The sequence below is a fragment of the Parachlamydia acanthamoebae genome, assembly GCF_000875975.1.
Classification (GTDB): Bacteria; Chlamydiota; Chlamydiia; order Chlamydiales; family Parachlamydiaceae; genus Parachlamydia; species Parachlamydia acanthamoebae.
Genome location: NZ_BAWW01000003.1, coordinates 163952 through 179517, shown reverse-complemented (window position 1 = coordinate 179517; position 15566 = coordinate 163952). Strand labels below are relative to the sequence as shown.

Here is a 15566-nt window from a genome sequence, read left to right as displayed (position 1 = left end):
TTTTAAATACTTTCTAAAGGGCAATTTTGGGTAAGCAATCGATGCTCAGCCAAGCCTCGGAGAACTAATTTGTACATACGGGATGGCTTAATTCATGGCTGACGTTACATGAGCCGCGGGCAACCGGAAATAAAAAAATGGATAGCTTATTTCTTTCCCAAGTGTCAAAAATAAAAGGCATTATCTTTAAATTAAAAGATTTATATTTCTCATTTGAATAAAAAATGGGGATGCTCCAAGCTAATTGTTCTATACAGCTTGTAGGTTTTTATGTTGATGCCCGCTTTTTTGCCTTCGGAATTGATGTATTTATCTTCTTCCGAAGAGGATGAACCCCTTTTTCATAAAGTCAAAGAAAATATTTACGTTTTCAATGCTTTTTTTGATGCCTCTGTTGAAGATGGTGAGTGGCTATTACGGCATAACGAATTTCTGCGCTTGGGTTTAGAGTGGGTGACAGAGCAGTTTGCAACAGATCGGATTCCTTTTCATATTTCAAAAAATATCGGCAAAAAAATTCGGCAGCATTTTTCACAATTAGAATTAAGCATTCCTCTTGATCTAACTTGTCATGTAGGAGAGCGCCATCTCGAAACGAATAGTTTATTATTTGGAACAGCCAGCGACTTTTTACATGACTTTTTTTTGAAGGAGTGCTTAGGTAAGACGCGTCCTTCGATAATCACGCTGCGTGGTGTGGAGTGGGACGTTTTGACAACTCTAACTGAGTGGATGAAATTTGGTGAGATTCCCTCTCTATGGAAAAGAGAGGAGAAATTTTTATGGAGTGTTCTTAAGCAAGCCACAACGTGGGAAATGACTCCTGTCGCGGAATTAACGCAGGAAGTTCTTACGCGCTATCTCAACCGAGCCAATATTTACGATCATTTGATTTTGACCCATGAGCAGGGCTGGCGATTTTTAAAGCATGCCTGCTGCGATTTAATCAATGGGCTTGGACTCAGTGTGCGCGTTTTTGAACCAGGAGAAAATGGGCTCGGACTTGAATTTTTGGAATTTAATCACCACTCCCTGGATGTGTTTGACCGGCTACAAAAATGGATCACACATTTGGCTTTTAGTTTATCGTTAACAGAGGATGTTTCGTTTAGCGAGGTTCTGCAGAAATGTCCAAAGTTAATCGGTCTAGATGTCAGCCGTACACGCATTTTTACTGAAAGGCTTTATGATATCCCTTCTTTTATTGAAGAGCTCGATATCTCGATGTGTGCTTGGCTAACGCCTGCCAATTTACGTAAAATGATTGGCATTTGTCCCCATCTAATCCGTTTAAATGTCAGTAGTAATGGGCAGATCACAGCAGCGGGATGGGCGGAACTTTATCAACTTCAATCATTAGAATTTTTGGATATTTCGCGTTGCCATCAAATTTCAGATGAAGATCTCAAACTAATTTTAAAAGCCTGTTTGCAGCTCACTGAATTTAGAATGGAAGAATGTGACAAAGTGACAGACATTGGCTTTTTGAATCTTGCGATGAATATTCCTAAAATTTTGACTTTGAGTCTGGCTAGGTGTTCACTCGGGGATGCTTCCTTGATCGAGATGGGAATACGCTGTACCTTTTTACAGAGATTAAATTTGACTCGCTGTGAGAATGTCACAGATAAAGGAGTTATCGAAATGGTTCGTCAAGCGAAGTCTTTGCGAGAACTTATTCTGACCCATTGTTTCATAAGTCCAGAGATAACAGAGGAAATCCACCGGTTAAGGCCTTTACTGAAGGTGGTTGAATAACCTAAAGAGAAAAGGCGGCTTGTGTAGGCCGCCTTTTACCTAAAATCTAGGTAACATAGGTTATTTCTTTCCCTATTAGAAAGAAACTGTGAGTCGTCCTTCGATTTTTGCAACTTTTTCCTTTTCAGATGCAAATTCAACCGAATTCAAACTTTTTTGATATTGTGGATTGACAATTAGATTCAGCGTGGGCTTAAAGCCAACTTCTTCTAAATCTTGCTTTTTCAAATCGTCAAATGCCAGTGAGTAACTATTTGAACTCACGAATTATTCTCCACTTACCCAAAGCTAGGGAGTTTCCGGAAAACGCATCTTTGTTTTAGTTTATTTTTGAAACCAAAACATATCATTTTTGACGTATTCCAATTGATTTGTTTCTAATCTTGCCTGTTTCCAATTTTTAAAACGGCAAGCTTTATTTTCTTTTTCATTTTAAAATCCCAAAGGCTGTGGCTTCGAGCGAATAAAGACTTATGTCACCTCCCTGGTGCTCCATCGTTCCACTATTTTGGGGACAAAGACAAAATCCCTTCTGCTAAGCATGTTGAGGGATTTACCCAATAATTTATCAATTTAAACTACTGAGTGCTTATTCTAGATTTATCATCTAAAAAAAATACCTGCAAGCTAATGATGCTTATTTTTTTAAAATCTTTTCACGAGATTCGACATAATTAGTTAAAAGAATCTTTTCGCTTTCAAACTCTCGAGCAATTTTTTCATAAACAACAGGAGATTTTTTTCTAAAGGAATCCCAAGACTCCCAGACTTTGCGCTCTTCTTGAGGGGCTCCCAATTGTTGATTCAACATGGCCAGGCGTAGTAGATTAAATGCGTTTAAAGTTTCGCCAAAAGAAAAGTGGTCAGTTTGTTCTTCCATTTGTTTGGCGAGAGTTTGAGTAGCATTTAAAGCTTGTTCATATTTTTTATCACAGATGGCCAATGTTGTTTGTGCAAAGATTGTATAAAAAGGGAGCTCGTCTTTTTTTGTGCGAGAAAGAGCTGATTCAGCAAAAGGTTGCGCATCCTGAATCAAACCACGGTTAATCAGAGTTTGAGCGATCACTCCATCGTAAGCGGCATGCAATTCGGGTCTCTTGGTTAACAAAGTATCTAAAGCTTCCAGTTCAACTTTTGGATTGGTGCCAGGATGTGCAGTTTCAAATATATGAAAGGCGGAGGCTGCTTGAAAATAGTCTGCTTCTGCATTTTTTCCGTCATCGAAAATAAAGCGGAAGAAAAGAATCAATAAAAAAAACAGAATGGCAGCGACTCCAAGAAGGATTTTGCCATTTGTTTCCAGCCAGTGCATTACAGAATCCCAATCAAATTGGGAAGAAGAAGAGGCTGTTTCAGAAGTTTCAAAAGGAGACGATAGATGTTTATGCTGCTTTTTCATTGTAGTTTAACCACACTCAGTCAAAAATAAGTTCTAGAATTTTGCGGAAAAGATAAAAACAGCTTGAAATTTAATGAATGTTTTCTTTAATCATTTACCATTTTCTTGCTGTAAAGCATTAATCATAAACAAATAGTTTTTATTGTAAAGCGAAAAACCTTGTAGGTCGTGATGAATCAAGTTGTAGAGAAAAAAAATAACGAAGAGACATTTTATCAGGAAGAGTTGGTTGAAGTTCAACTCTCTCAAATTCAAGTGAATCCTTTTCAGCCACGCCGGAATTTTTCAGAAGAGGAACTTGATGAGTTAGCTTGTTCAATTAAAGCTGTGGGTATTTTACATCCTCCTCTTGTCCGCTTGGTGACAAATGAAGCCAATGAAAAAAAGTACGAGATCATTTCTGGGGAAAGACGCTGCCGAGCTGCGCAAATCGCTGGATTGACTACCTTGAAAGTGGTCGTGCGCAACAGCTGTGAACAGCTATCTGCACAAGCCGCATTGATCGAAAATGTGCAAAGAGTCGATTTAAATCCCATTGAAGTTGCGAAGGCCTTAAAGAGCTTGATGCTGGAATTTGGGTTTAGCCAAGATGAATTAGCTGGGCGAATTGGAAAGAAGCGTTCGACAGTGTCCAATTATCTCCGCTTATTAACCCTACCAAAATATATTCAGGATGATGTTTCAAAGAATGTCATTACCATGGGGCACGCAAAAGCTATTCTTTCCCAGCCAGATTTAGAAAAACAACATTTGCTTTATGAATTGATTTTAAGGGATGAGTTAACAGTTAGAGAAGCCGAACAAGCTAGTTTGCGCATTCAAGAAAAAGCCAAAAAAAATGCTTTGGTTTATGCAAATCGAGACTTCTTCCTTGAACAGCTATCGGAAAAGCTTCAACGGAAGTTAGGAACAAAAGTGCATATTTTAGGAAAAGGCAAAAAGGGCAGAATCACTATTGATTACTATAGCTTAGATGATTTAGATAGAGTATTAAGTTTTTTTGAATCTGAGGGGGCTGATCCATGAAATTAGGGGATGGAAAGAAAGTACTTTTGATACTCTGCTTAGCCGCATGTTTTCTCTGCTTGCCATTTTTTGTGCAAATTGGGGGAATGCTAACGGGCAGACAAATCTTCATCTCAGAAAATATACAGTTCATTTTGGCAACTCTCATTCAACTAATAGGTGGTTTTTTATTCTATTGGCAAGCTTACCATGCTTTACGTAAAAGACAAGTCGGCCACAAAACGGTGCTTATGATGATTTCAACAGTTGTTTACCTATATAGCTGCGTTTTATGGCAACAAAATTTACCATCTTTTTTTATGGTGAGTGCGATTACAATCACTGTTTTGCTACTAGGAGAATGGTTACTTGTTGGTAAGCAGAGAAATCAAATTGACTTGCTCCCGAAAGTTTTTGCTGATCGCCTTGCACATGTTCTTTTAGGTGTGATTACGCTGAGTAGCGTGATTGCCTTTTTGACATGGTGGCTGATAAAAGGAAATGGTTGGCGTGCTTGTGGAATCGGTGCAGATGTGTGGGTGATGGCCTGTCCCTGCATGCTAGGATTAGCCATGCCCATCATTATAAACATCTATAATCGAACAGTGGCTTGGTTGAAGGAAAACCTTGAAGAGGAATTGGCCATAGCAAAAGCGGAAGACGTATCAAAAGAAGCCATTAGAAAAATGCGTCAGAATGTGGGGTTTGCATTTTTATATCCGGTTTTAGGAATCCCTTTTGCTGCGATGGGGCTTTTGCATCCTTGGTTGGTCGCCTTTACCATTGCGATGAGTTTTTTTTCTATTTTTACAAACAGTCTACTTTTATATTTTTGGTTGCCGCAAGAAAACAATCGAGGCTGAGTCATGGAAGGTATTTCCTTTGAAATCAGCTATTTATCTAGCTTTTTTGCTCTATTGGGATGGGCGATTTTTTTAGGGCTTTGGAAAGCCGGCAAACTTCCCCAGCAACCCCTTTTTTTATTTTCTAATTTGACAGATTTAAAGCCACTGACCTTGAGTTGGAGAGCTAAGTATGCTGCAGTCCCTTTTTGGTTAAAAATCGGATCTTTAGCCTTTTTGACAATTGCATGGATGGATCCCCATTTTTATCTCTTAAAACCAGATCGTGGGGAGCGTGCGCGAGATCACACTCCTCATGAGGGAATTGCCATCTATCTGGTTTTGGACCAATCAGGATCTATGGCACAAAAAATTCCACTCAGTTCCGATGAAAAAGGACGCATTTCTGTTCCAAAAATCGATTTTATTGTGGAAATAACCAAAGACTTTGTAAAAGGCGATCCCACCAAAGGCTTGAAGGGACTACACAACGACCTTGTTGGATTGATTGGTTTTGCCAGAACTGCACAGGTTCTATCTCCCCTGACATTGGATCATCAAGCGATTATCGATCAACTCAATAAATTTTCAATTGTGAAGCATCAAGACGAGGACGGGACATCCATTGGTTATGCGATTTTTAAAACAGCTAATTTGATTGCCTCCACAAAACATTTTGCAGAAGAACTTAAAGAAGCTTCTCCTTATACAATCAAAAACTCGATCATGTTAATCGTGACAGATGGCTTTCAAGATCCTAACCCACTCGATCGGGAAGATCAATATCGCAGTATTGAGTTGGAAGATGCTGCCAAATATGCGAAAGAGCAAGGGGTACGTGTGTATATCATTAATGTGGAACCCCGTATCGCATCGGAAGAATTTGGATCTGAGAGAAGAGTTATGCAAAAAGTGACAGAAATAACAGGCGGGAAGTTTTATCTTCTCGATCATATTGAAGAATTAAAAAATATTTATGCCGATATCGATAAACTAGAAAAAAGTATATTGCCTGTTTTGAGTAAACGAGATCAGCCAATGAGATATCAAAGGATTTCCTTATATCCCTATTTGATCGTCATTGGATTAGGATGCCTATTGCTTTCGGTTCTTCTAAAGGCTTTTTTATTGAGAACAGCACCATGATAAAAGATCTTTTCTTTGATTTCCCTCTCGCCGCCTTTTTAATTCCGGGAGTTTTCCTGTTTGTTTTAGCCGGGATGTTTTTACATCGCCACCGCTTGAGTGTAATGCAACAGTATTCAAAGATTGTCCAAATGGTCATGCTTCCTCGAGATCCTGTAAGTACTTGGGTAAAGGGGACACTTCTGTGTCTGACTTGGCTAGCAGCAGTATTAGCCCTTATGCAACCAAAAGGGAATAGTCATTATGCACCAAATAGAGTTCTCTCAACTGGGCAGGAAGAAGGGATTCCTACACATCAGATGCAATTCATCCTGGATACTTCTGCGTCGATGCAAGTGAAAGATATTCGTAACCAAACCCGTTCTGAATATGGAAAAGAAATTGTGGACGAGCTTGCTCGACAGCTCGATGGTAAAAGTGCTTCTTTGTGGGGATTTGCGGGGCAAGCGACCAGACTTTCTCCTGCAACGATGGATGCCTTATTTTTGCGTTTAATGATACGAGATCTACAGATAAATGAGGGGAATGTCACTGGAACAAGTCTGATTAACGCTGTAAAAGCCATCCAGAAAGAAATTTCAGAGTTGCCGCAAGATCGAAAGTTGGTGGCTGTATTATTAAGCGATGGGGAAGACACAGAAAATATCTCGGCCGAAGAAAAAGCCAAAAACTTAAGAGTCCTTCTAGATGACTTGAAAACAAAATTTAAGGATAGATTAACCATTTATACAATAGGAATTGGCTCTAGAGAAGGAGGGGAAATTCCTGATGTTCTTGAACAAGGGCAAAGAATTCATTCCAAAAGAGATGATACATGGCTCAAACAAATTGGAGAGAGTTCCGGGGAGTATATCATCGCAGACCAGGAGTCTTCCATTGAGATTGCTCAGGATATCCTCAGCAAAATGAAAAAGAAAAACCTCGAGGAATGGATATCAAAGCCCAACGAGACTTCTTCTGTAAAAGAAGATATGGTTCAATCTTTAATCTACACCCTATATTTCCAATATCCATTAGCCTTTGCGCTTCTTTTTTTAACAATTGAAATTCTTTTTCCTATTGTGCGTCATCAAACACGGAGTCCCAAATGAAACTGTGGATGGTTTGGGTGATTTCATGCCTTGGTCTAGCCCTATGTGCGGCAGAAACGGAGTCTGAAATTAAAACCGATATCGCCAACCGACAATTTACAGCGAGAGATTATCAACGAGCTGAACAAGAATATGGAAAAATTTTGCAGCTCCCTATGTGGCGTTGGCAGAAGGAAATTGTGATGTACAATAGAGGGACAGCTTTGCTTGCACAAAAAAAATGGAATGAAGCTTTATCGCAATTTCAGCAAATCGCTCCATCTGCAACCTCTTTCCCCTTATTAGTGATTTCTCTGAAAAAAAATTTAGCCATTACACGTCTATTTCAAGGAATTCAGCTATCGCAAAATCAGAGTGATACAGAGGATCATTTTATCTCTGTTGTGTATATTTTAAAAAATGCTCTGATGAATGCAGAAGAAGCACAAAAGGCAGAGTGTTCGTTACAACGCATTGAAGGTAGCCAGGTTTGTGAGGTCTCAGAAAATTTGCGTGCTATCACAAGAGAGATTCGTATACAGCTTGCTTCGGCGATACAAGTGAATCAGCAAAAACAACTTTCTCAGTTTTCTCCAGAAAATGGAATCCCACTCTTGTTGACAGGTGTAAATGCTATTATAGAAGACCTCCATTTTTTAGAATCTCAAGCTTTTACATCCTCCCAAGAGGAAGCTTATAAAGAATGGTTTTTATCGAATGCGCAATCTTGGATCTTTCTCTGGAAAACCTTGCAGCCTTTTTTCGAAAAAGAATCGCAATCTCCCTTTCATTATGCCTCGGATGACTTTAATTTAGCTCTGGATAAGATGCAGCAGGGAAGATGGAAAGAAAGCTTAGAGCATTTGAATTTAGCTGAGAAGAATTTGCAAAATCTTTTGCAAAAAATATGGAAAGGAAGGCCATTTATGTCTTTGTTGCAAAGGCTTAATCAGTCTTATCTCAATTTGGAATTACAAGATTCTTTATCCACACTTGCCCTCGTTGGTTTATTGGAGGAGCAAAAACAGCTGCAAGAATGGGGGAAAGATCAGATAAGGACAGGTTTGCAAAAGTCCACTCAAAATCTGGAAAAAAGTGTGCACTTCATGAAAGAAAAAAACGATGTTTTAGGACGTTTTTATTTTGAAGAGGCTGAGCAGGAATTAAAAAATGTGATGGATCAGCAAGAGGGAGGCGGCAAAACAGATGCTCAAGAATTGCTGAGAAGAGCGATCGAGAAACAGCGCTTTGCATTAAAAATCAATCAATTGCAACAAAAAATGCCGAAGCAAATCGAGGAGGTTCAAAAGATTGTGCAGAATCGGCAAACCGAAACTTTTGCTGAAATTCCGCAATTTTTAGAAGCGGTTGTCAACATGCAGCAAAAAAATACGCATGATCAATTTTCAGAAAAGGATTGGAAAGATATCTTGTCCTTTGTAGGGTCCGGATATGAAAAAGCACGAGCAGCAGAAAAAAACTTACAAACCCCGGAATCGAATTTTGCCAAAGTGGCCTCTTTACAAGAGCAAGCAGTAGAAGATTGGTTTACTGCTTTAGAAAAGTTAAAAAATCTTCAGCAAGCCCAACAACCGCAAAAACAGAATACGTCCTCTTCCACGCAACCTGCGGAACAGAAAATGAACCAAGTTTTTAAAATGGCTCAAGAAATGGAAAAAAGTGATCGCGCTTTGAAACAAGCCTATGCTCCAGCTTCGATCAACCAAGGAGACAAACCATGGTAAGAATAGGTTTCATGCTTCTCTTCTTTTTTTTCGAGCATAGTTTTTGTTTTTGTGCTGAAGACGTGAAAGTGACAGCGGAGATCGAAAGTGATCAGGCCTTTGCTGGACAACCCTTGCCTGGGACGATTATGATTACGCATGATTCACAGGAGGCTGTGGACGCTGGAAGTTTTATGCTAAATGGGAAAACGCCTTTAAAAGCCCAATTCCAGCGTGATGTACGAATGGCACAGGGCAGCCCGCTAGTTATTTCTATTTATCTTTTTACGTTAGATTCGCAAGATAAGGGACTTTATGTGCTACCTAATATTCATGTCACAGTTGGAGGGAAAAAATATCAGTCTGCACTTTCCTCTTATGAAGTTCATGATGCGCATGCTTCCAGACCAACAGCAGTTCCTGCTAAACCGAGCTCCACTTATGAGCCCCCCTCTGCCGCCCCTCCTAAGTCCACTGCGTCCACCAATACAAATGTAACCCCTGTGTTAAAATTAGAAGCTTTTGTGCAGGGAAAGTCGACCTTGTTTCCAGGAGAGCGTACGCAACTTGTTTATCGTTATGTCTTCAATACCGATATTAATCTCACTAAAGAGCTTGTCCCTATGCTTGATGCTGTGGGCATGCGTAAAGTGGGGAGTAAACAAATCCATGACCATACAGAAGGCAATTTTAGTATTCGAGAAATCATGCAAGAGGTTGAAGCTGTTAAACCAGGAAAGTATGTTTATGGTCCATCTTTAATTGAAGGATATGCAGGACCAGAAAGACAGCTCTTAAGTGCTCCAGCGCCTATTGTAACTGTTATTGTGAATGAACTTCCTCAAGAAACTACACCCAAAACGTTTAATGGTGCCATCGGTGATTTTACTTACCAAGTAAAAATGCTAACACCATCCACTGTGCAGGTGGGGGATAAGATTCAGTTATCGATTCAAGTGACAGGTAAGGGTGATTTATCGACTATTAAATTACCAGATTTATGCTGTCAACCTGGATTTGAAGGACTTTTCACACAGAGCGATTTGCACGATTCAGGAAAAATTCAAGGTGATACCGTTTCTTTTATTGCTGAGATGCGTCCATTATCTATTTTGGTGCATGAGATCCCGAGTATTGAATTTTCTTCGTTTAATCCTCAGACCAAAAAGTATGTGATTAAACGCTCAGCTCCTATTCCACTAACGGTCACAGAATCTCAGCCGGATCTCCAAAAAGAAACGCAAGTCAATGCGAAGGAGGCGTGGAGTCCCCAGAATGCGAAACCGCACGATATAGAAATTCAAGGCAATGAGCCCTTAACTAGACAAAATTTAGATAATCGATTTTTAGCAACTTGGTGGTCTCTTCTTCTGATTCCACTTGGTGTTGGGTTCTTATTATTTCAAATTCAATTAAAAAAACATCTTGCTGATATGCAACGCCATTCAACAATTCCACAGAGTGAGCAAATTTTAAAAGAAGCCTTAAAGAACCAGCATCAGCCCGATCTCTGCTTTGCTTTAATCACACGAGCCTTGCTCACACGCTTAGTTGAGAAGAAAAAAATTCCAACGACAGAGGTCACTTTTGGTGCTTTGCCGCGAGAGGGGATTGTGGGAGAAGTACGTGAGTTTTTGATGCAAGTTGAAAAAATGCGTTTTTCCGGTCATCCCGAGGTTTCGGTCGAGGAATATTTAACGAAAGGAAAGGAACTCTTTTCTAAGGTGGAGTAAAAGATGCCAAAAAATTTCAAAAAGATCGGGATAGCAGGTTTACTCTGCCTTGTGCTTATGGCGGGTTTCGTTTTTTTGATTCGAGAAACTTTGCAAAAAGAATTGGAGAAGGTCGAAAAAGCCTATCAAGAAGGTGAAAGGGCAACCACTCTCAGCGAGAGAAAAAAAGCCTTTAATCAAGCATTAGAGGGATATTTGGAGATGGAAGTTGCTTATCACCCTATTTATGGAGACGGCAAACTTTACTATAACCTGGGAAATACCTATTTTCAATTAGAAGAATACCCCTTGGCCATTTTGTATTATGAAAAAGCCTTGAACCTACTTTCTGATTCGTCTAAAGTGCAAGAAAATTTAAGAATTACGCGTCAAAAGTTGGGGATTGTAGACAGCTCCAAAGCAAATGTTTTTCAATATCTCGTTTTTTTTCAAGAATGGCTTTTGCCCACTAGATTACAACTTTTATCCTTTTGCTTGATCCTGATAATTGCCAGCATTTCTCTTTTTATTTGGTATCAATTTTCTTGGATTAAACCTGTTTTTTGGACCTTGGCTGCCATCGCTTTGATTTTATTGGGAAGTGTTTTTTATTCCCGCTTCTTTTCTTCTGTGGATGGAATTATTACTCAGCCCGCTTTTCTTTATCGAGATGCCGGAACGCAGTACGCAAAAGTCCGGGAAGACCCGTTGATTGCCGGATCTAAAGTTGAAGTTTTAGATTTGAATAAGGGAGCGTGGATGAAAATTGCGACGCCAAAAGGCGAAATTGGGTATATCAAGGCCGCAGACATTCAATTGATAGAACCTTATAGGTAGAGAGGTTGATAGGATAAATTTTAATGTTTCAAAAAAATGGAGCTTTGAGATTTAAGGTATTGCTCAAATGCACTGAGTGAGCTATACTTATAAGCAAATTAATGAATATTTTTACGTAGAGTCGTTGAGATGCAAGTAGAGCGAAAAGCTTTATATAATTTGTTACGAATGAATTGGTTACTTGATCCAAGTATAAAAGTTTTAGCTTGGCAAGTAGAGGACTATCGAGCCCTCCCAGTTTTTGAAATTTTTAATCGTTTGCAGGCAAAGCATGTTGACCTGGATAAGGTTAGCTTTACAGCTTTAGCTGAGCATTGTGATAATTCGGAAGATTTGACAGATGAGCTGGTCGAAGGTTCGGAGATTTCTCAGGAAGATGAGGATCAAATCTATCTATTGCTTTTCGAATTATGGCGTAGACTTATTCCTGAAAAGCCTAGTCTTTCTACATTTTGTGATGAATTAGATCATCAAATTTATCTGTATGACCAGGGTAATCTTGATCAGGAAGAAGGAATCCAAGACGTCTTAGCGAATCTCCAAGTTATCTTGGATGAAAATGTAGATGGAGGAGGGAAACCTTTAGAAGTTTTTGAATTGGTCACAAATACTTGTGCGAATGACATCGAAAGCTTTTTATACGACTTTATTGCAGAACAAATTGATCACCACAACTATTCCTATGCCTCAGAGCTCATTGAAGGCTTTCAAAAATATATCAAAGATGAGAAATGGTTTGAGTTCTTAACCACTCGCATTTTAGCTGTCACAGATAGTCATGGTGCCAACCAGCAGGTGCGTCAACTGACCAAAAAAATCATGGCAAAACCTGATTTGGAATTTATCTTCGAAATTTTGACATTTTTGGTGCAAGATGGAGAAAAAGAAGCTTTTGTTAAGCTAGCCAAAAAAGGTGTTTCATTGCTTCAAACGGAAGAGGATTTTCGAGATCTCCTTTTAATCAGCTCGGATTTTTTCCATCACCTGGATCTAGAAAAGCAGGAAGATGCAATTAAAAAAATCTTACAAGCGCGTCATCGCAAATCTATTGCAGAACACGTTAAGGCGCAAGATTCAGACGTTCAGCAATTCGTTAAAATATTAGAATAACGCCCCACGTAATGGGGCGTTGTCCTTTTTTAAACTCTCGGATTGTGGTTTTGTGAGACCTCTTGCTCTTTCTCCCGAGCCACTTTCTTTTGGTTTACATCATTTTTAGAGCCTTTAGCATCCTCTTCTAACTCTACAGCTTTTCTTTTGCATGCAGTTGCATTTGCTTTAATATTTTGTAAATTTAATTCATCCGTAATTCTTTTCTGCAATCGTTTATCTACGAGCAGAGCCTCTCTTTTTGCAAATTCGGAAATGGTCAAATTATTGTGATGAGATTCTATGCATTTTTGCACTGCGATATTCAGTTTTTGTAGGTGATCGATCTTCCATGGAATACTTTCTTCGTAACGTCCATGATAATGATGGATAGTATCTGGCCCGTCTTTCGTTTGGGAGGGGATTGTTGTGTAGCGATGATAAATATGCGTGCATTTCCCCGCCATTTTTTCAATGGAGGCCTGCTGCTTATTTTCGATAGGTGGTTGTTGTGTTCGGGGCTCCTCCGGTCGATAGCTTTCAATGCGGCTCTGGTATTCTAGCATTAAAAAACTGCTCTCGGGAAAGGGGTACTTATAAGTGAATTGTGGAGGCTCTTTAGATAGCTCCATGGGTGCTTCTTTAGCAAATTGTTCCAGAGTGGATTTGTATAGCTCATCTATTATTCTTGTCCACGCATGGTGAGCGATTGCATCGATGCGTATCGCATGCAATATATATTTTAAATGATAAATGTCTTCTTCAAGTAAATGGACCATTTTTCTTCTATGATTCAAAGAAATATGGGGCATTTTAATGAGATCTGAGAGTTTATAAATACAATTCTGAAGCTGATATAAAGCAGCTCCAGAAATGACATCTAGTCTCCTGCTTTCTAAGTCATGGCAATGAGAATAGACAAGGGCTTGATCTAACTCTCTTGTGAAAATGGGGGACTTTTGTCCCCACTGTTCAGAAAATGTATGGTTGTGACTTTCGTTTGGTAACATTTTTTCCTGTAAAAATAATCGAATTTTTTATTGATGATTTAAAACAAAGTTAATGCCTAATTTTTCAGAAGTTTCTTTTTCTGATCGTTCGGCTTTCTCGGATTCGAGTTGTTCTTTTCGGATGTGGGTAAAACGAATTTTAGTTTTTGTTGAAGTTGTTCTTGGTGGCTCAGATCGCCGATCATCGGCAGAGACGTTCCTTCTTCTTGATATTGGGGATGGATGAGGGATAAATGGAGAATCAAAATGGTCTTCAGGTATGAAGGTTGGGTAAGGTGAGCTTTCCTGATTATGAGCTTCAAAAGCAGAATCTCCCATGTCTCTTGGTAAAGGCGATTCAGCACGCTCTCTAAACAAGGGCAGGAGTGTGATTCCTCCTGCAGCTGAGGAAGAAAGTGGTGGAAAGGAAAAACGAGGACTCGGAGCGCTAAGGGGCGAACCAAAGCGATCTGTTGATGGAGATATGGGGTGGGGTGAGATTTTCCTATGAGTGGATAATGGTGAATGACTAGGGCTAGAAGGTACTCTAAACAATGAATAGCGCGATGATGTCGCTTTTTTACTTGGAATTTCTGTCGCTCGTCTTGCAGCTTCAGAAAGATATGATTGAGGGGAAAACAGAGGAAATTTAAGGGGCGTTGTTGATGGAAATATGGGATGAGGTGAGTTTTTTGAAGGGAGGGGAGATCCAATGGTAGAAGAACTTCTTGCTGACGGTGATTCGAAATGCATACTAAACAGAGGAGAGGAGTGTGAGGGGGTCTTGGATTGACTATGGGGTTCCCCAGCTCTTGCTGCTACGGATAGGCGTTGCTGAAGCTGATTGTGAAATTCGGTAGGTCTTATCCTTTTATTTCTTGGTAGTGGTGATTGGGGAAAGGTGGATGAGTCTTCAGATTCTTCGGGAGAATGTCTTTTTCTTGAATAAGTGGTGAACTCTGATTGAGGTTTTTCTGAAGTGTCATTTAAATCACAGCTAAAAGAGTCAGACTCCGTAGAATCCGATTCTTTTTCTACTGCGGAGCTTTGCATTAAAGCTTTTTCCTTTGCTTCAAGTTGCATTCTTATGTGCTTAATGAGGCTATTTTCTTTTTCTAATAATTTTTCTTGCTCTTCTGGATACTCTGCTAGAGCTTTGAAATGAAAATCACAACAGTGAGAGATTTTTTCCATGAGATCTTTTAACTGAGAAATAGTTCGCTTAGAAAGGTATGTGCTTTTTAGATAAAGCCCATGAGTATGTTCGCATGTTTTAGATTCATTATTGAAGGAGGGCTGTTTGTTTTTAGGGCCGAACCTATGCTGGACAGCCAATCTGGGAGTTGGCGAGGATTCAGTTGAGCTTATGGGAGAAGCGTGAGAACTTTCTGAGTATCCTGAGAGTGTTTCAGTAAAGAGTCTAGTGATATAGTCACTCATTAGATCAGCATCATTTTTTTGGAGTGAAACGCAATTAAAAGTGGTTTCAAAGAGTTTGATGTCGCTTATAAAAGATAAGAGCATTTTTTTTTTAATTTGAGGGGGGAAAATGATTAAATCAGATCGAATTTGAGAGCTAAAAAATTCTAAACATTTTTGTATTTTTTCTAGCTCTTGAAAAAGATGATTTTCACTAACAAGGGGGCGCTGGGCAGCATCGAAAAGTAAGCTTATATGACAATGATTATGGCGAGTTGTGCAGCCATTTGGTCCAAGGCCTATTTCAGGAGAGGTGCATAGCCACTCGTCTTGATTTAATGGATTTGTTCCTGTTATTTGCATAATATTTCACCTTTGATAAAAGTTATTTGTTTTGTGCTTTGATTAATATTTTATGTCTATTTTGTTTTTGTCAAACTATGATGTGAATTAATGGTGTTTATTTGTGTTGAGATTTAAAAAGGTAAAAATTGAGTTAGAAAGACAAGCAATCTAAATGGTTTTAAAATTTACGGCAATTAAATAGTTGTAGATATATTCAAGAAAGACTTTCTT

13 protein-coding genes are annotated in these 15566 nt (G+C 39.2%); 9 read left to right on the top strand and 4 right to left on the bottom strand.

Features of this window, described 5'->3' with window-relative positions:
- Positions 1-270: 270 nt before the first annotated feature.
- Positions 271-1758, top strand: coding sequence for a leucine-rich repeat domain-containing protein (locus tag AOM43_RS01945; protein WP_041534460.1), 1488 nt, complete (start codon positions 271-273; stop codon positions 1756-1758).
- Between the two features lie 75 nt (positions 1759-1833).
- Here AOM43_RS01945 and AOM43_RS01940 read toward each other — a convergent pair whose 3' ends face one another.
- Positions 1834-2022 carry a hypothetical protein gene (locus AOM43_RS01940; protein ID WP_013924578.1) on the bottom strand — a complete coding sequence of 63 codons (189 nt, stop codon included), beginning with the start codon at positions 2020-2022 and terminating at the stop codon, positions 1834-1836.
- Positions 2023-2395: 373 nt separating this feature from the next.
- The gene (locus AOM43_RS01935; RefSeq protein ID WP_059358810.1) at positions 2396-3157 is read right to left on the bottom strand and encodes a hypothetical protein; all 762 of its coding nucleotides are present in this window, start codon (positions 3155-3157) and stop codon (positions 2396-2398) included.
- Positions 3158-3328: 171 nt separating this feature from the next.
- Here AOM43_RS01935 and AOM43_RS01930 point away from each other — a divergent pair, with 171 nt between their 5' ends.
- The 8 genes from AOM43_RS01930 (at position 3329) to AOM43_RS01895 (ending at position 12603) form a co-directional block, all read left to right on the top strand.
- Positions 3329-4183: a ParB/RepB/Spo0J family partition protein gene (locus AOM43_RS01930; protein ID WP_006342594.1), complete on the top strand. Its 855-nt coding sequence runs from the start codon at positions 3329-3331 to the stop codon at positions 4181-4183.
- The gene (locus AOM43_RS01925; protein ID WP_006342595.1) at positions 4180-5025 is read left to right on the top strand and encodes a P-type ATPase actuator domain-containing protein; all 846 of its coding nucleotides are present in this window, start codon (positions 4180-4182) and stop codon (positions 5023-5025) included. Before AOM43_RS01930 ends, AOM43_RS01925 begins: the two co-directional genes overlap by 4 nt.
- Positions 5026-5028: 3 nt before the next feature.
- Positions 5029-6150: a vWA domain-containing protein gene (locus tag AOM43_RS01920; RefSeq protein WP_006342596.1), complete on the top strand. Its 1122-nt coding sequence runs from the start codon at positions 5029-5031 to the stop codon at positions 6148-6150.
- Entirely contained in the window at positions 6096-7241 is a 1146-nt protein-coding gene (locus AOM43_RS01915; RefSeq protein ID WP_226987361.1) for a VWA domain-containing protein, read from the top strand. The genes AOM43_RS01920 and AOM43_RS01915 overlap by 55 nt, the downstream gene beginning before the upstream one ends.
- Positions 7238-8965, top strand: a complete 1728-nt coding sequence (locus AOM43_RS01910) for a hypothetical protein (RefSeq protein ID WP_059358808.1) — start codon at positions 7238-7240, stop codon at positions 8963-8965. Before AOM43_RS01915 ends, AOM43_RS01910 begins: the two co-directional genes overlap by 4 nt.
- Positions 8959-10677, top strand: coding sequence for a BatD family protein (locus tag AOM43_RS01905; protein WP_059358806.1), 1719 nt, complete (start codon positions 8959-8961; stop codon positions 10675-10677). Before AOM43_RS01910 ends, AOM43_RS01905 begins: the two co-directional genes overlap by 7 nt.
- 3 nt (positions 10678-10680) lie before the next feature.
- Positions 10681-11493, top strand: coding sequence for a tetratricopeptide repeat protein (locus tag AOM43_RS01900; protein ID WP_039376407.1), 813 nt, complete (start codon positions 10681-10683; stop codon positions 11491-11493).
- Positions 11494-11622: 129 nt separating this feature from the next.
- Positions 11623-12603 (top strand): hypothetical protein, encoded by a 981-nt coding sequence (locus AOM43_RS01895; protein ID WP_039376408.1) that lies wholly within the window; start codon positions 11623-11625, stop codon positions 12601-12603.
- A 29-nt stretch (positions 12604-12632) separates the two neighbouring features.
- Here AOM43_RS01895 and AOM43_RS01890 read toward each other — a convergent pair whose 3' ends face one another.
- The gene (locus AOM43_RS01890; RefSeq protein ID WP_059358803.1) at positions 12633-13592 is read right to left on the bottom strand and encodes a hypothetical protein; all 960 of its coding nucleotides are present in this window, start codon (positions 13590-13592) and stop codon (positions 12633-12635) included.
- A gap of 27 nt (positions 13593-13619) precedes the next feature.
- Positions 13620-15353 (bottom strand): hypothetical protein, encoded by a 1734-nt coding sequence (locus tag AOM43_RS01885; RefSeq protein WP_059358801.1) that lies wholly within the window; start codon positions 15351-15353, stop codon positions 13620-13622.
- Positions 15354-15566: the final 213 nt, after the last annotated feature.